This window comes from Neotamlana laminarinivorans, assembly GCF_020523925.1.
Lineage (GTDB): Bacteria > Bacteroidota > Bacteroidia > Flavobacteriales > Flavobacteriaceae > Neotamlana > Neotamlana laminarinivorans.
Window position 1 is genome coordinate 459,672 of sequence record NZ_JAJAPW010000003.1, and the last position, 16,372, is coordinate 476,043.

Annotated in this window: 15 protein-coding genes; 13 read left to right on the plus strand and 2 right to left on the minus strand. The window is 32.1% G+C overall.

Annotated elements, in window-relative coordinates:
• Nucleotides 1-107 precede the first annotated feature (107 nt).
• A complete protein-coding gene (locus tag LG649_RS08725) occupies nucleotides 108-764 on the minus strand; it encodes a YceI family protein (RefSeq protein ID WP_226543388.1) in 657 nt (218 codons plus the stop codon).
• Between the two features lie 164 nt (nucleotides 765-928).
• Here LG649_RS08725 and LG649_RS08730 point away from each other — a divergent pair, with 164 nt between their 5' ends.
• The 7 genes from LG649_RS08730 (at nucleotide 929) to LG649_RS08760 (ending at nucleotide 8,155) form a co-directional block, all read left to right on the plus strand.
• Nucleotides 929-1,495 carry a nucleotide exchange factor GrpE gene (locus LG649_RS08730; RefSeq protein ID WP_226543390.1) on the plus strand — a complete coding sequence of 189 codons (567 nt, stop codon included), beginning with the start codon at nucleotides 929-931 and terminating at the stop codon, nucleotides 1,493-1,495.
• A gap of 9 nt (nucleotides 1,496-1,504) precedes the next feature.
• Complete coding sequence (gene dnaJ, locus LG649_RS08735; protein WP_226543392.1) at nucleotides 1,505-2,629, plus strand: molecular chaperone DnaJ; 1,125 nt, start codon at nucleotides 1,505-1,507, stop codon at nucleotides 2,627-2,629.
• Between the two features lie 310 nt (nucleotides 2,630-2,939).
• Nucleotides 2,940-3,869: an ABC transporter ATP-binding protein gene (locus LG649_RS08740; RefSeq protein ID WP_226543394.1), complete on the plus strand. Its 930-nt coding sequence runs from the start codon at nucleotides 2,940-2,942 to the stop codon at nucleotides 3,867-3,869.
• A gap of 3 nt (nucleotides 3,870-3,872) precedes the next feature.
• A complete protein-coding gene (locus tag LG649_RS08745) occupies nucleotides 3,873-5,183 on the plus strand; it encodes an ABC transporter permease (RefSeq protein ID WP_226543395.1) in 1,311 nt (436 codons plus the stop codon).
• The gene (locus LG649_RS08750; protein WP_226543397.1) at nucleotides 5,184-6,080 is read left to right on the plus strand and encodes a mechanosensitive ion channel family protein; all 897 of its coding nucleotides are present in this window, start codon (nucleotides 5,184-5,186) and stop codon (nucleotides 6,078-6,080) included. It abuts the gene before it with no gap.
• A 31-nt stretch (nucleotides 6,081-6,111) separates the two neighbouring features.
• Entirely contained in the window at nucleotides 6,112-6,990 is an 879-nt protein-coding gene (locus tag LG649_RS08755; RefSeq protein ID WP_226543399.1) for a DUF6268 family outer membrane beta-barrel protein, read from the plus strand.
• A 1-nt stretch (nucleotide 6,991) separates the two neighbouring features.
• Complete coding sequence (locus LG649_RS08760) at nucleotides 6,992-8,155, plus strand: sigma-54-dependent transcriptional regulator (RefSeq protein ID WP_226543401.1); 1,164 nt, start codon at nucleotides 6,992-6,994, stop codon at nucleotides 8,153-8,155.
• Nucleotides 8,156-8,220: 65 nt separating this feature from the next.
• Here the strand turns inward: LG649_RS08760 and LG649_RS08765 are convergent, their stop codons facing one another.
• Nucleotides 8,221-8,985: a hypothetical protein gene (locus tag LG649_RS08765; protein WP_226543403.1), complete on the minus strand. Its 765-nt coding sequence runs from the start codon at nucleotides 8,983-8,985 to the stop codon at nucleotides 8,221-8,223.
• A gap of 157 nt (nucleotides 8,986-9,142) precedes the next feature.
• Between LG649_RS08765 and LG649_RS08770 the strand changes: the two genes are divergently transcribed.
• From LG649_RS08770 to LG649_RS08795, 6 genes are all read left to right on the plus strand, one after another.
• Nucleotides 9,143-9,994 carry a PPK2 family polyphosphate kinase gene (locus tag LG649_RS08770; RefSeq protein WP_226543405.1) on the plus strand — a complete coding sequence of 284 codons (852 nt, stop codon included), beginning with the start codon at nucleotides 9,143-9,145 and terminating at the stop codon, nucleotides 9,992-9,994.
• Nucleotides 9,995-10,244: 250 nt separating this feature from the next.
• Entirely contained in the window at nucleotides 10,245-11,648 is a 1,404-nt protein-coding gene (locus LG649_RS08775) for a M20/M25/M40 family metallo-hydrolase (protein WP_226543407.1), read from the plus strand.
• On the plus strand, nucleotides 11,632-12,216 hold the full coding sequence (locus LG649_RS08780) for a hypothetical protein (RefSeq protein WP_226543409.1): 585 nt from the start codon (nucleotides 11,632-11,634) through the stop codon (nucleotides 12,214-12,216). Before LG649_RS08775 ends, LG649_RS08780 begins: the two co-directional genes overlap by 17 nt.
• Nucleotides 12,217-12,357: 141 nt before the next feature.
• On the plus strand, nucleotides 12,358-12,897 hold the full coding sequence (locus tag LG649_RS08785; RefSeq protein ID WP_226543411.1) for an RNA polymerase sigma factor: 540 nt from the start codon (nucleotides 12,358-12,360) through the stop codon (nucleotides 12,895-12,897).
• Nucleotides 12,898-12,945: 48 nt separating this feature from the next.
• Nucleotides 12,946-13,848: a FecR family protein gene (locus LG649_RS08790; protein WP_226543412.1), complete on the plus strand. Its 903-nt coding sequence runs from the start codon at nucleotides 12,946-12,948 to the stop codon at nucleotides 13,846-13,848.
• 2 nt (nucleotides 13,849-13,850) lie between these two features.
• Nucleotides 13,851-16,364, plus strand: coding sequence for a TonB-dependent receptor plug domain-containing protein (locus LG649_RS08795; protein ID WP_226543414.1), 2,514 nt, complete (start codon nucleotides 13,851-13,853; stop codon nucleotides 16,362-16,364).
• Nucleotides 16,365-16,372: the final 8 nt, after the last annotated feature.

Sequence of the window (16,372 nt, forward strand, 5' to 3'; positions counted from 1 at the left end):
TCGAAGCATTGGCTTGTTACTATAACTTTATTATAATGTTACTTATTTATAAAAAAACGCCTTACTAATTAGTAAGGCGTTTTTTAATATTTATGGTAATGTTTTTATTAAGATTTTGATGCTTTTAAGCTTACTTTTAATTCAATATCATCATTAATAAACTTATCACCTAAATTATCAAATATAGATTTTGAACCATATTCTACGTTCCATTTAGTTCTGTCTATGGTGAAAGTTTCGCTTTCCAGAGTTAAAACATCACCAGTATTGGTTACGGTAACAGGAAAAGTAACGTTGTTAGTTGCTTCTTTAAGCGTTAAATTTCCAGATAACAAGGTTTTTCCCTCTTGTTTTTCTATACCTGTAATTTTAAAAGTGGCGGTTGGGTATTTTTCAACATCAAAAAAGTCTTCATTCGATAAATGAGATACTAATTTAGCATTTCCTTTTTCTTCAGCAGGAATGTCAGTAACCATAATTGATTTCATATCAATAGTAAAGCTTCCGCCAGCAATTTCACCATCAGTAGTATTTAAAACACCTTCTGTTAAAGAAATATAGCCATAATGTTCGCCAGTAGGTTTAAAACCTTTCCAGGCAATTTTTGAAGCACTTAAATCGGCGTTATAAGTAGTAGCTTCTGGAGCAGCTTCAATAACAGCTTCAGCAGCAGAAGTTTCGGCTTCTTTAGCTTTATCTTTACAAGAAAATAAGCTTACAGATACAAAAGCAACAAATAAAAGTTTAATAAAATTGGTTTTCATAATTAGTGATTTTCAGTTTATCATGTAAAAGTAAGATTAAGTATTTTGATTTTGAAATTAATAAAATGAAATTTTTGTTAAAAAGATTATGACATTATGGCATTTTTATAATAATGGCAGTACTTTTGCCAACCTAAGTTAGTATTTAAAAATTAAGTTTAGCAATGAGCAAAAAAGATATAAACGAAGAGTTAGAAAACGAAACAGTTAATGCTACAGAAAATGAAACGGTTGAGGAAGAAGGAAAAAACACAGAAGAGCAAGTGGTAGAGGAGCAAACTGTTGAAGAAAAACTTCAAGAAGAACTGCAAGAAGAAAAGAATAAATTTTTACGCTTATTTGCAGAATTTGAAAATTATAAAAAAAGAACATCTAAGGAGCGTATTGAGCTATTTTCTACGGCTAGCGAAGGTGTTATGAAAACATTACTTCCAATTCTTGATGATTTTGAACGTGCTTTAACACACATTGAAGAAGACAAAGAGGCCGAAGAGTTAAGAAAAGGTGTGTTGTTAATCTATCAAAAAATGGTTAATACCTTAGAGCAAAAAGGCTTAAAGGCTATTGCTGTTGAAAAAGGAGAGGTTTTTAACGCAGATAATCATGAGGCTGTCACTCAAATTCCAGCGCCAACCGATGATTTAAAAGGTAAGATTATAGACGTTATAGAAAAGGGATACAAATTAGGAGAAAAAGTAATTCGTTTCCCTAAAGTGGTAATAGGACAATAAAACCAAAACATGGCAAAAAGAGACTACTACGAAATATTAGGATTAAGCAAAGGCGCATCTGCGGCCGAAATTAAAAAAGCTTACAGAAAAAAAGCAATTCAATTTCACCCAGACAAAAACCCAGACGATAAAGAAGCAGAAGCTAAATTTAAAGAAGCAGCTGAAGCTTACGAGGTGTTAAGTGACGCCGATAAAAAAGCTCGTTACGACCAATTTGGCCATCAAGCATTTGAAGGCGGCTTTGGTGGCGGAGGCGGCGGAGGCGGCATGAATATGGATGACATATTTAGCCAATTCGGAGATATTTTTGGCGGCGGAGGTTTTGGAGGTGGTTTCTCTGGCTTTGGTGGCGGTGGCGGCCAACGCCGTGTAAAGGGAAGCAATTTGCGCATTCGTGTAAAGCTTAACCTTGAAGAAATAGCCAATGGTGTAGAGAAAAAAGTAAAAGTTAAACGAAAAATACAAGCCCCAGGGGTAAGTTACAAAACCTGTTCTACTTGTAATGGAACAGGGCAAGTAACCAGAATAGCAAACACTATTTTAGGTAGAATGCAAACCGCATCACCATGTAATGTTTGTGGTGGTTCAGGGCAAACTATAGATAAAAAACCAGCAGATGCAGATGCTCAAGGTTTAAAAGTTGCAGAAGAAACCGTTTCTATAAAAATTCCAGCTGGTGTTGTAGATGGTATGCAGCTTAAAGTTTCGGGTAAAGGTAATGAAGCGCCAGGAAATGGCATTTCGGGTGATTTAATTGTTGTTATTGAAGAAGAGCAACATGAAAAATTACAACGTGAAGGCGATAATTTACACTACGATTTATATGTAAGCTTCCCAGAAGCTGTACTGGGTACTTCAAAAGAAATTGAAACCGTTACCGGAAAAGTGCGTATAAAAGTAGAAGCTGGTGTGCAGTCGGGTAAAATTTTACGCTTACGCGGAAAAGGTATACCAAGTATAAACGGTTACGGGGCTGGAGACTTGCTAGTGCATGTTAATGTATGGACTCCAAAAACATTAAACAAGCAACAAAAAGAATTTTTTGAAGGCATGCTAGCAGACGAGCATTTTGAGCCTAAACCGGAAAGTTCAGATAAGTCTTTCTTTGAAAAAGTAAAAGATATGTTCTCGTAAACGAGTAATTTAAAAATTAAAAATCCGCTTTAAAATAGCGGATTTTTTGTTAAACAATCAAGATATCTTGCTGTTTTATTACAATATATTGAAAAAAAAACTATATTTGAACATCACTAATTAAATTAGTGATAATTTTTCTTTTTCATAGCAATTTTTTTCCCATCCTTAATTTTTTTAAGGGTGGGTTTTGTTTTTTTAATACTTTAATAAAAATACAATATCCATTTGGTTTTATTTAGAAAGTATTAAGCTTCTCGGGTAACATTTAATATCTTTACATGCTCTATAAGAAATTTAAAAAACAATAATGAGTAACTTACTAGAAGTTAACAACGTCTCTAAAAATTTTGGAAGCTTTACCGCTTTAAATAATGTGTCGTTAACAGTTCCAAAAGGAAGTATTTTTGGGCTTTTAGGTCCAAACGGTGCAGGAAAAACTACCTTAATACGAATAATAAATCAAATAACGATGCCCGATACAGGTACAGTTATTTTAGATGGTGAATCTTTAAAAGAAAATCATATTAAAGACATAGGCTATTTGCCAGAAGAGCGCGGTTTATATAAGTCTATGAAAGTAGGAGAACAAGCATTGTACTTGGCCCAACTTAAGGGGTTAAGTAAAGCAGAAGCTAAAAAAAGATTAAACTATTGGTTTGATAGATTAGAAATTGGAGATTGGTGGAATAAAAAAATACAAGAATTATCCAAAGGGATGGCTCAAAAAGTACAGTTTGTTGTAACCGTATTGCATAATCCTAAGTTATTAATTTTTGATGAGCCGTTTTCGGGATTCGATCCTATTAACGCCAATTTAATAAAAGATGAAATTTTACATTTAAGAGAAAACGGTGCCACGGTAATTTTTTCTACGCACCGTATGGAGTCTGTAGAAGAGTTGTGTGACGATATAGCTTTAATTAACAAGTCAAATAAAATACTAGATGGTAAACTTACCGAAGTAAAGCGCAAATTTAAAAGCAACACCTTCGAGGTAGGCTTAAGAACATTAAATAACGAGGTTTTAGAAAAAGAACTTGCAGAAAAATTTACCGTAAATCCGGCATATTTTAAAACATTAGATAACGAGCTTAAATTAAATATAAAGTTAAGCGAAACCGAAAAACCTAACGAGTTACTTAACTTTTTAACAACAAAAGCCGAGGTGTCCCATTTTGTGGAGTTAATACCTAGTGTAAACGATATTTTTATTCAAACCGTTAAGAATAACAACTAAATAATGAACCATTTACCGCTTATAATAAAACGCGAATATTTAACTAAAGTGAAAAATAAGGCGTTTATAGTTATGACTATTTTAAGTCCCATAATAATGATTGTTTTGATATCTGTAGTGGCTTATCTAGCACAACTAAACAATGATAAAGTTCGCACAATAATGGTGTTAGATCAATCTGGGTATTTAAACAATACCTTTAAAAATACCGATAACACAACATATAATGTGTTAACTAACATGGAATTATCTGATGCCAAAACTTTAACTCAAGAGGCTTCTGCATATGGCTTATTACATGTAGAAAAATTTAACGACATAAATAACGTTTCGCAACATGTAAAGTTTTATTCTGATGAGTCTCCGTCGTTAAGTTTAATTTCAGGAATTGAAAGTAAATTAGAGAAACATTTTACCAATCAAGTATTGCAGGATAAAGGGGTAAATGTGGCATTAATTAATGAATCTAAAATACAGGTAGATGTGGCCCAAGAAAGTTTTCAAGGTGAAAAAACATCGAAAGTAGATAGTGTAATTAAACTCATATTTGGTGGGGCGTCTGGTTATTTGCTATTTATGTTTATAATTATTTACGGAAACATGATTATGCGAAGTGTAATCGAGGAAAAAACAAGCCGTATAATTGAAGTCATTATATCATCAGTAAAGCCGGTTCAACTAATGCTTGGTAAAATAATAGGGACCTCGCTGGCAGGAATAACGCAATTCGTTATTTGGTTGGTCTTTGGAGGCTTGTTAATGACGGTAGTTTCTCTTGTTCTTGGTATAGATTTAATGCAATCTACACCGCAACAAGAGTTGGTTGAAATGGCAGCACAAAACAACGATGCTCAAAATTATTTCATAGCTTTAAAAGAAGGGTTAAGCCATATGCCATTAATTAACCTAATAATAGCTTTTGTATTCTTTTTTATAGGAGGCTATTTACTTTACAGTTCTTTATACGCCGCTATTGGTGCAGCTGTAGATAATGAAACAGATACTCAACAATTTATGATGCCAATTATTATGCCACTAATATTGGCTGTTTATATAGGCATATTTACTGTAATTGAAGATCCGCATGGAACCATATCAACAGTTTTTTCGTATATTCCATTAACCTCACCAGTGGTAATGTTAATGCGCATACCTTTTGGTGTTCCAATATGGCAGCAAGTTTTGTCCTTATTTATTTTAATAGCAACTTTTATGCTTACAGTATGGTTTGCTGCTAAAATTTATAGAGTTGGTATTTTAATGTATGGAAAAAAACCAAGTTACAAAGAACTCTTAAAATGGATTAAGTATTAAATGATTCAAGATTTAGAGAAAATAGAAGAAAAAATAACCGAGAGCAGTGTTTGGGAAAAAATAGTAAACTTTCTAGAGTTTAAAATTTTAGATTTCACTTATGGCACGGGCGAAGAAGCACACGCCATTGTGTTAAGAGTAAAATATGTTTTACTAGTTTCAATAGTTCTTATTACTACAACATATCTTTTAAGGTTTTTAAAAAAACTTATAACTCGAAAAATGCCTTATGACGATAAGGTCAAGTTTAATACTGTATTTTCGTTCGCACGTTGGATTATATATATTATAGTATTATTAGTAGTTTTAGATTCTATAGGTTTTAATGTAACAGCTATTTTTGCAGCATCTGCGGCATTATTAATTGGTGTGGGTTTAGCATTGCAAACCTTGTTTCAAGATATTATTTCGGGTATTTTTATTTTAATAGATCAAAGTGTTCATGTTGGAGATGTTATTGAATTAGATGGAAAAATTGGCCGAATTGAAGAAATTAAATTACGAACAACTAGAGCTGTAACTATAGACAATCGTGTTTTGGTAATACCCAATCACTTATATTTAGAAAAAAGCTTATTTAACTGGACTCAAAATGGAGCCATCACACGTGAGTCCGTATCTGTAGGTGTCGCTTATGGCAGCGATTTAGAGCTTGTAAAAAAGCTATTGTTACAATCGGCAAGCACACATCCCGATGTTTTAAGTGCGCCAGAACCATCTGTGTTGTTTACCGAATTTGCAGATAGCTCATTAAACTTTAGGTTAGTGTTTACCGTACAAGATAGCTTTAAAGCAGGCTTTACTAAAAGTGATATCAGATTTGAAATTGATAAGCTTTTCAGAGAAAATAATATAAGTATTCCATTTCCACAAAGAGATGTTTATATTAAAACTTAAATAAATAATTACTCAAAATCATAAATATTATATGCTAAATAAATCAATATTCGTTTTATTTTTTATAGGTTTTATATCAGGTATAGCAAATGCACAATTAACAGATTTATTTAGGTTGGAGTACTCTTTTATTCCAAAATCAAAATCTCAAGATCAATACACTAGGTTGCGAGCATTATTTAATTACCCAATAAAAATAAAAGAAAGCGATTATTTAGTTTTTGGGGCAGAATATAACCGAGTAATATTAAATTTAGAAGATACTTATCCTTTTGAAACCTCAGGGTTAAATACAATTCATATAATTGATTTTAATTTAGGTTACACATTTAAATGGAACGAAAATTGGCGTTTTGGATTTAAAGTTAATCCAAGAATAGCTTCTACATTAACAAGAAGTATAACAAACGACGATATTTTTATTAACGGTGGTGTTTATTTTGTAACAGACAGAATGGACGATACAAGTTTAAAACACCCTTACCGTTTGGTGTTGGGGTTAACCTATAATGCAACCACAGGACTACCATTTCCATTGCCTTTTATTAGTTACACCAGAGAGATAAACGAACATTGGGAATATAATTTAGGGGTTCCAAAATCCAGTTTAAAATACAATATTAACAACAAACATGTATTATTGTCCTTTGTAGGTCTCGATGGCTACTTAGCACATTTACAAAGGCCAACAATAGTTAATGGTCAAGAGGTAGATCATATATCATTATCCGTAATGGTTGGTGGTGCTGGCTACCAATACTTTTTTACAGAACATATTATGGGATACATGTATTCTGGATATTCTTTTAGATTAAATAACGTACTTAGAAACGATAATAGAGACGAAATTTATAAATTAGACGATAGAAATGCATTCTATTTAAGAACAGGAATTAAATATAAGTTTTAAAATGCCAAAAATACTAGTAATAGAAGATGAAGCTGCAATACGCCGCGTTTTAGTTAAAATACTTTCTGAAGAAAATGATACATACAAAGTAGAAGAAGCCGAAGATGGTCTTGCAGGGGTAGAAAAAATAAAAAATGATGATTTCGATTTGGTGTTATGCGATATTAAGATGCCTAAAATGGATGGTGTTGAGGTCTTAGAAGCTACAAAAAAAATAAAACCAGAAACACCTATGGTAATGATTTCTGGTCATGGTGATTTAGATACAGCTGTAAATACCATGCGTTTAGGAGCTTTTGATTATATTTCAAAACCACCAGATTTAAACAGACTTTTAAATACGGTTCGTAATGCTTTAGACCGAAAAGAATTAGTTGTAGAAAACAAAATTCTTAAGAAAAAAGTAAGTAAAAAATATGAAATGATTGGGGACAGCCCCGAAATTGCTCAAATAAAAGATATTATAGATAAGGTGGCGCCAACCGATGCTCGCGTATTAATTACAGGCCCTAATGGAACCGGTAAAGAGTTAGTAGCACACTGGCTACACCAAAAAAGCGATAGAGCAAAAGGAGCCATGATAGAAGTAAACTGTGCGGCCATACCAAGCGAACTTATAGAAAGCGAATTATTTGGGCATGTAAAAGGTGCTTTTACCAGTGCCAATAAAGATCGTGCAGGTAAATTTGAAGCGGCTAATGGCGGAACAATTTTTTTAGATGAAATTGGAGATATGAGCCTTCCTGCCCAAGCTAAAGTACTTCGTGCTTTACAAGAAAGCAGAATTCAACGTGTGGGTAGCGATAAAGATATTAAAGTAGATGTTCGAGTAGTTGCCGCGACTAACAAAGATTTAAAAAAGGAAATTGCCGATGGTAAATTTCGAGAAGATTTATATCACCGTTTAGCTGTAATACTCATAAAAGTACCAGCTTTAAACGATAGACGAGCCGATATTCCATTGTTAATTAATCATTTTACAAGTAAAATAGCTTCAGAGCAAGGAACAGCTCAAAAATCATTTTCAGATAAGGCTATAAAACTTCTACAAGATTACGACTGGACTGGTAACATCAGGGAGTTAAGAAACGTTGTAGAGCGTTTAATTATTCTTGGAGGGGCAGAGGTAAGTGAAAAAGATGTAAAAGCCTTCGCCAGTAAGTAATAAAAAAGTCCACTTAAAAACTAAGTTTCTAAGTGGACTTTTTTATATGTTTATATTACAGAAACTTATTCAGCGCTAGCACATGAATCAAGTTTTTCTAAGTAAGAAGTAGCCAAAGTTTTTAATTTTTGGTTATAGTAACTTTTAATTTCTGAAATTGAGCTGTTAAAAACATTTTTTGATACGTCTGGTAACAGATTACTTTTACTACCACAAGCCTTTAACGATAAATTGTAAGCTTCAATATTTTTAGTTAAAGCACTCTCGTAAGCAGTAACCAATTGTTTTTTCTTTAAAGCTAATTGTTTAGCCTGTTGTTCAGCAAGTTTTTGTTTTATTTCTGCCTCTTTTTGCATTAAGGCTTCTTGTTGTTGTTTAAGTTTTAATTGTTCGTTTTCTAAATCGCTAAGCTCAGCACTTTCGGTTATGGTATCTCCAGACAAACCATCTTGTTCTTGAGATTTTCTATAAGTACATTCATCAAAAGCGGTTACAGTTTCCTGGCAGCTTTCTTTACCACGTTTTACATAAAAACGGCCATCTTCATAAGTTTCTTGAGTATCAACTTTCTCTAAAAATTCTTTAGTTTTAATTACAAGTTCTAAAACTTTATCACAATCGCAACCTTTTAAATTTTCTTGAGTTAATTCCAAAGACTCTACAGTACGATTGGCGTAATATTTTAAGTGACTAATATTGTTGGCTTCATACGAATCTTTTACATGTCCGTAGGCATTTAATAAATAAGCATTAGCATCTTCACATTTACTTTGTGAAAATGAAAGGGCTTGAAGAGTTAGAAAAATAACTAATAGGTAATTTTTTTTCATGATGTTTAAGTTTTTATAGTTTGGGGCTATACCAAAGACAAATATATTAATTGAATATATAAATACGTTTTTTTAAGCTTTAAAATCTTTATAAATTAAAAATGTTGTAATTTAAACGAGTAAATACAAGAAAATTTCAGAAAATTCATAAATCAAAATGCAAGAATATAAAGTAACAAATCAAATTTCGTTAAAAGATTATAAAACCAAAGTAGAAATAGACGATGCTAAAAAACAACTAAAAAAGGTACGCGAAAAACTAGGCGATTGGCAAAATACCATGTATGCGCATAATAAATACGCTGTTTTAGTATGTTTGCAAGGTATGGATACAGCGGGAAAAGACAGTCTAATACGCGAAGTGTTTAAAGACTTTAATGTTCGTGGTATTGAAGTGCAAAGTTTTAAGGTGCCTACAGAACTAGAGTTGGGCCACGATTATTTATGGCGCCATTACATAGCACTTCCTCAGCGTGGTAAATTTGGAGTATTTAACCGTACACATTACGAAAATGTTTTGGTAACCCGCGTACATCCAGAATACATTTTAGGCGAAAACTTACCCGATATAAATTCAGTAGAAGATGTTAACGAAGCCTTTTGGGATAAGCGTTTCGAGCAAATTAATAACTTTGAAAAGCACATTGCCGAAAATGGTACCATAATTTTTAAATTCTTTTTAAACTTATCTAAAGACGAACAAAAAAACAGATTACTTCGTCGTTTAGAAAAACAGGAGAAAAACTGGAAATTTTCACCAGGCGATTTAAAAGAGCGTAAACTTTGGGATACATATCAAGCATGCTACGAAGAGGCCATAAACCGTACCTCAAAACCACACGCACCATGGTACATTGTACCTGCCGACGATAAGCCAACAGCGCGTTATATCGTAGCAAAGACCATTTACGACGAACTCATGAAATACACCGATATTGTTGAGCCAGAACTAAACGATAAAGTAAAAGCTAACTTAAAAGCCTATAAAGATCAGTTAAATAACGAGTAATTTTTTCGGGGCGTTTTAACACGCTTTCCGCTATATCTTTATGCTTAAAAAAGGTAAGAATGTCAAAATCTATTAGCCTATTATAAGGGTATGTGTTTTTTTAACAATAATAATAAGCATAAAGGATACCGCTGCAATCGTTAACGCGGCCATGTTTGCAAGTATCGTTTCTTAACATAAATTTATGGCTTGTCACATTTTAAAATTTTTAATAACATAGTATCTTTAAAACCTAATTTTAACCATACACATGAAAAAAATAACCCTACTCGCACTAGTTTTAGCTTCATTTTTAGGCGTTTCACAAGAAGATAAATCCGTTTTAAGAACCATTTATACGCAATCGTTAACCAACGGTAAAAGTTACGATTGGTTAAATCATTTATCAAACCAAATAGGTAGTCGTTTGTCAGGGTCTTTAGGTGCAGAAAAAGCTGTAAAGTATACTAAAGAAGAACTAGAAAAATTAGGGTTAGATAAAGTATGGTTACAACCTGTAATGGTACCACGTTGGGTTCGTGGCTCAAAAGAGTATGCCTATATCGAGAGTCAACCTGGTAAAACTACAGATGTAAATATTTGTGCCTTAGGAGGCTCTGTGGCAACACCTGCCTTAGGCTTAAAAGCCAATGTAGTTGAAGTAAAAAACTTCGAAGAATTAAAAGCTTTAGGAAAAGAAAATATAGAAGGAAAAATTGTATTTTACAACCGCCCAATGGAAGCAGAACTAATACAAACCTTTCAAGCATATGGTGGTTGTGTTAACCAACGTTACAAAGGAGCGCTAGAAGCTTCAAAATATGGAGCTATTGGTGTTATTGTACGTTCTATGAATTTAAGGTTAGACGATTTACCACACACCGGTAGTATGACTTATGGCGATTTACCTGTAGAAAAACGTATACCTTCTGCAGCAATAAGTACTAACGATGCCGAATTGTTAAGCACAATGCTAACCCTAAATAAAAACATTAATTTTTATTTTAAACAAAGTTGCAAGCAATTGCCCGATGTACAATCCTATAACGTTATTGGTGAAATTACAGGAAGCGAATTCCCAAATGAATACATGATTGTTGGCGGGCATTTAGATTCTTGGGATTTAGGAGATGGTTCGCACGACGATGGTGCAGGCGTTGTACAATCCATGGATGTGTTACGTTTATTAAAAGAATCTGGAATAAAACCAAAGCGCAGCATTCGTGTAGTGTTATTCATGAATGAGGAAAACGGACTTCGTGGCGGTAAAAAATATGCAGAAGTGGCTAAACAAAAAAATGAAAACCATGTATTTGCTTTAGAGAGTGATGCAGGCGGATTCACACCGCGTGGTTTTAGTTTCGATTGTACAGATGCCGCCTTTTCACAGGTATTAAGTTGGAAAGATTTATTTAAGCCATACTTAATTCATTTTTTTGAAAAGGGCGGAAGTGGTGCCGATGTTGGTCCTTTAAAAACCGAAAGTAATGTATTGTGTGGTTTGCGTCCAGATTCCCAACGATACTTCGATCATCATCATGCCAGTAACGATACTTTCGATGCTATTAACAAACGTGAATTAGAACTTGGTGCTGCCACCATGACAGCATTAGTATATTTATTCGACAAATACGGGGTAAACCCAATAACTAAAACCAGTGAAATTAAGAAATAAACGAATTTTAATAGAAAAGCGACTCCTTACAGTTGCTTTTTTATTTTTTACATTACATATTTTGGCACAAAGCAATACACAATTACCCTATTACCAAATCCCAGAACCTGCCGAACAATACACCGCTGGCTCAGTAGCTTCAAGGTTGGTAGATGGTTTAGGGTTCAGGTTTTACTGGGCAAGCGAAGGTTTACGACCAGAGGATTTAAATTATAAAGCTTCAGAAACAGGACGAACAAGTTTAGAAACCATAGAGCATATTTTATCGCTTTCGGTATTTCTTCTAAAAAATATTACTTCTGATGAATTGGTTGATATTAGTAAGTTAAAAACTTACGATGCCATGCGTAATCAAGCACTTCTAAACATAAAAATGGCTTCAGATATTTTAAGAGCTTCCGAAGATCTTTCGGTTTACGATAATAATAGGTTTCCGTTTTGGAATTTAATTAATGGCCCAATTGCTGATGCCATGTGGCATTGTGGACAATTAGTTACGTTGCGCCGTGCTTCAGGAAATCCATTTAGCTCTAAAGTGAGTGTTTTTCAAGGAAAAGTAAGCGAGTAGAAAAGGAATTCATTACAAATTGTAAATAAAAAAGTTTTTTTAGAGGGTTTTTTAGTTTACATCCGTTTCATATTAAACACTGTATTTTTTGTTACATAAAAGTGTTTAAATCAAACGTTATATTTGCTCAACATTAAATAAATGGATTCAACCAAATCATTCACAAGTCAATCAATTTGTGAAGAATTTAATTTTAACACTACTTTTAATAAACACTCAAAAGCCATTTTCAATTTTTTAGTGTTTAATTATCACGATAAACAACTCGCCGAAGATGCTGTGCAAGAGGCCTACATAACACTATGGAAAAACTGTAGTAAAGTGCCTGTTGAAAAGGCAAAATCTTACCTATACACCATAGCAAAAAATAAAATTATTGATGCTTTTAGAAATAAGCAAACGGTTAACAAGTATGCCAATAATAACGTGAGCAATACTGTTGAGCAAGAAACGCCTATGTTTATTTTAGAGGAAAAAGAGTTTCATAAAACGCTAAACTTGGCGCTAGCCAAAATGCCAGAGAAATATAGAGTGCCTTTTTTATTAAATAGAATTGAGAAAAAAAAGTATAAAGAAATTGCAGAACTTCTTGATACTACCGTAAAAGCTATAGAAAAACGCATTTATAACGCCTTAGAGTTTTTACAAGAAGAATTAGAAATTAGTAAAAAACGATTTTAATTAGAGGGTTTTTTAATTGTTATCCGTTATAAAAGTATGAATTAGGCTATGGAAGAAAATAAAAAAATAAATATTCATAAGTTTTTAAATAATGAAATGTCTTCTAATGAAGCAGAATTGTTTAAAAAGTCTGAAGAATATCAAAAGCATAAAACAGTTATAGAATTGTTTGAGGATTCTGAAGGGATTGCTTTTGATAAAGAAAAAGTGTTAAACAACATTAATAATCAAAAAAATATTAAAAATAAAAAGGTGATTCCGTTGTACAAAAAATGGATTCCGGTTTCAATTGCAGCTTCTATTTTAATATGTTTTTCTTTGTTTTACTATGTTTCATTAAAACCAACTGCTTATAATACAGATATAGGCGAATCTATTGAATTTTCATTACCAGATCAATCTTTGGTTTGGTTAAATGCAAAGTCTGAAATAACTCACAATAAAGATTGGGAAAACTCTAGAGATATCACCTTAAGCGGAGAGGCTTATTTTGAAGTTGCTAAAGGGAAAACATTTACCGTAAAAACGCCAGAAGGTATTGTCACTGTTTTAGGTACAAAATTCAACGTAAAACAGCGTGATCATTTTTTTGAAGTGCATTGCTTCGAAGGTTCAGTTTCTGTTAATTACAATAATACTTTAACTGTTTTAAAAGCGAGCGATGTGTTCTCTTCCGAAGAAAATAAAAAACAAATAAAACACATTAATAAACCCAATTGGATTAACAAGGAGTCTGTATTTAATAATACGAATTTAAATGAAGTGCTTGCAGATATTAGCTTGCACTACAATGTAACATTTAATACAGACCAAAACAGTGAAATTGTATTGCTAAAATATACAGGAAGTTATAATTATTCTGATGATTTAGAAACCGTTTTAAAAGTATTGTGTAAGTCTCTAAATTTAAATTATAGTATTGAAAATAATACTGTTTTTTTGAGTAAATAGACATGGTAATATATAAAAAAGCCCTGTTTACGGTAATTATTTTATTGTTTTCAGTTTTTAGTTTCTCTCAAAAAAAGCACATCTTACTTGAAACTCATTTAAAAAAAATTGAGCATCATTTTAAAGTGAATTTTAATTACGAATCTACACTTATAAAAAACACCTCTTGCGAAGTGTGTTTTTTTAATGAGAAGGAATCTTTAGAATATCATTTATCTGCTTTACATAAAGAATTACAGTTAGATTTTACCTTGGTTACCCCAACTAAAATTGTAATAAGTAAACCAGGTAAGAAGTATTTGTTGTTTTTTGATGCAGATTATAAAACACCCATACCAGATGTTTTTATTACAGATTATGGAACGAATAACACTTGGGTTACAAATGCCAATGGAGAACTACATTTTAAAAATACAGTTCCTGAAGAAATAACAATTTCTCATTTAAAATACGGGAAACAAACTATAGTTTTAGATAGCTTAAAAGGTAACAACATAGAGCTTGAAAGAATTACGCAAAACTTAGATGAGTTATTTATTTACTCCTATTTTACTAATGGTATTTATAAAAACAATGACGGCAGTTTTTTGATAAAACCAGATAAAATAAACTTTTTAGCAGGACAAACATCGCACGATGTTATAAAAAGCATTGAAAATTTACCGCAAGTTGTTAGTAATAGCGAATCGGTTGCCGATTTAATAATTCGAGGCGGAACACAAGATCAAAATTTATTTGTTTGGAATAATATCAAAGTATACCAAAACCATCATTTTTTTGGGTTGATTTCTGCTTTTAACGAAAACTTAATTTCCAGTATAAATTTGTATGACAACGCTACGCCAGCACGATATGGTAATAATACGAGCGGCGTTATTAGCTTAGAGCATAATTCGGAAATTTCTAAAAAAACATCAGGAGGTTTAGGAATAAACTTTTTAAGTCAAGATGCGTATTTAAAAGTGCCTATTTCTAAAAAATCTGAAATTCAATTATCTGGAAGAAAATCTACAACCGAGTTCTGGAAATCGCAAACCTATTTAAAATATTCAAAAAAAGTGTTTCAATCGTCTTTTGTAGATTCTGAAAATGCTTTGCAGAATGATGATATTACAAATCAAGAAAACTTCAGATTTTATGATGTTCAATTTCAATATACCTATAAATTAAATGACAAAAATACCCTTAACGTTAACGGTATTTACTTAAAAAACCATTTGTCTTACACCGAAGAAGATGTGCAAAATGTAAATTCTAAAAAAAGTGATTTAGAGCAAAATAATATGGCACTAGGCGCAAATTGGGAACATTATTTTGCTAACAAAAGTCAAATAAAAACTTCCTTTAACTACTCTAAACATATTATGGAAGGAAGCAATTTTTTATTATCTAAAGATATTGCAAGTAACGAGTATAACAGTATTGCGAATTACGAAAGTTTACTAGAATACACTTCTAAAAACTTTGCATCTGGTTTTAATTACAGTTTAGGTTTTGCTTACGATTATTTATTGGTGGTAAATAATACAACCAATTTTAACTCATTGTTTATATCAAAAAAGCATCAAAATAATAGTATTTACAATGTGTTTGCTGCTGTTAATTATCAAAAAAATAAAATAGATGCGGCGTTTGTGTTACATAATGCGTATTACGAGTTTTTAAACAGTAATCAGATAGAACCTCGTTTTTATTTTACATATAAGTTTTCACCTCAATTTAATGTGCAATTACGAGGTGAACGAAAAACTCAAAATTTATCTCAAATAGTAGATTTAGAAAATAACTTTTTAGGCATAGAAAAACGACGATGGACTATGGCGAACAATACCGTTTCTCCAATTCAAAAAAGCAATCAAATAGATGTAACGGTTAACCTAAAAACGAATAAAAGTAATTTAAGCGCCGGCGTTTATCATAAAAAAGTAAATGGAATAACGACGAGTAATCAAGGGTTTCAAAATTTACATCAATTTGAAAATCAATTCGGTAAATATATAATAAACGGATTTCAAGCCCACTATAATTTTAAAACTAGAAATTTTAATACCTGGATAAGTTACAATTATGGCGTAAATAAATATGAATTTAAAAGTTTAGCGCCATCGGTGTTTTACAACAATAACGACATACGAAATCGGGTAATTTCTGGTGTAAATTATAAATACAAAGCCTTTAATTTAGCCCTAGGAATGGAGTATTATTCGGGAAAACCTTTTACAACTATTAACAACGAACAACCAATAAACCTAGGTGTGTTTAATACCATTAATTACAATACGCCTAACACCGAGCGTTTATCAAATTATTTACGATTTGATAGCACTATAAGTTACCAATTTAATTTCGAGGAACGATTAAGAGTTAAAATAGCTTTTGGTATGATAAATATAACAAACAGGGAAAATATTTTAAACCGCTATTATACTTTATCTGAAGATAAGCAATCTGTTGAGGTTCTAGATAAATACGGTTTAGAGTTTACACCCAACCTGTCTTTAAATATAGATTTTTAAAAAACTTA

What these genes read in the sequence shown, in the direction of transcription:
- LG649_RS08790 (WP_226543412.1), top strand. Translation starts at nt 12,946, where the DNA reads ATGGAAGAAAATAAAAAAATAAATATTCATAAGTTTTTAAATAATGAA.
- LG649_RS08750 (WP_226543397.1), top strand. Translation starts at nt 5,184, where the DNA reads ATGATTCAAGATTTAGAGAAAATAGAAGAAAAAATAACCGAGAGCAGT.
- LG649_RS08730 (WP_226543390.1), top strand. Translation starts at nt 929, where the DNA reads ATGAGCAAAAAAGATATAAACGAAGAGTTAGAAAACGAAACAGTTAAT.
- LG649_RS08755 (WP_226543399.1), top strand. Translation starts at nt 6,112, where the DNA reads ATGCTAAATAAATCAATATTCGTTTTATTTTTTATAGGTTTTATATCA.
- LG649_RS08725 (WP_226543388.1), bottom strand. Translation starts at nt 764, where the DNA reads ATGAAAACCAATTTTATTAAACTTTTATTTGTTGCTTTTGTATCTGTA.
- LG649_RS08785 (WP_226543411.1), top strand. Translation starts at nt 12,358, where the DNA reads ATGGATTCAACCAAATCATTCACAAGTCAATCAATTTGTGAAGAATTT.
- dnaJ (WP_226543392.1), top strand. Translation starts at nt 1,505, where the DNA reads ATGGCAAAAAGAGACTACTACGAAATATTAGGATTAAGCAAAGGCGCA.
- LG649_RS08770 (WP_226543405.1), top strand. Translation starts at nt 9,143, where the DNA reads ATGCAAGAATATAAAGTAACAAATCAAATTTCGTTAAAAGATTATAAA.
- LG649_RS08740 (WP_226543394.1), top strand. Translation starts at nt 2,940, where the DNA reads ATGAGTAACTTACTAGAAGTTAACAACGTCTCTAAAAATTTTGGAAGC.
- LG649_RS08760 (WP_226543401.1), top strand. Translation starts at nt 6,992, where the DNA reads ATGCCAAAAATACTAGTAATAGAAGATGAAGCTGCAATACGCCGCGTT.
- LG649_RS08775 (WP_226543407.1), top strand. Translation starts at nt 10,245, where the DNA reads ATGAAAAAAATAACCCTACTCGCACTAGTTTTAGCTTCATTTTTAGGC.
- LG649_RS08765 (WP_226543403.1), bottom strand. Translation starts at nt 8,985, where the DNA reads ATGAAAAAAAATTACCTATTAGTTATTTTTCTAACTCTTCAAGCCCTT.
- LG649_RS08745 (WP_226543395.1), top strand. Translation starts at nt 3,873, where the DNA reads ATGAACCATTTACCGCTTATAATAAAACGCGAATATTTAACTAAAGTG.
- LG649_RS08795 (WP_226543414.1), top strand. Translation starts at nt 13,851, where the DNA reads ATGGTAATATATAAAAAAGCCCTGTTTACGGTAATTATTTTATTGTTT.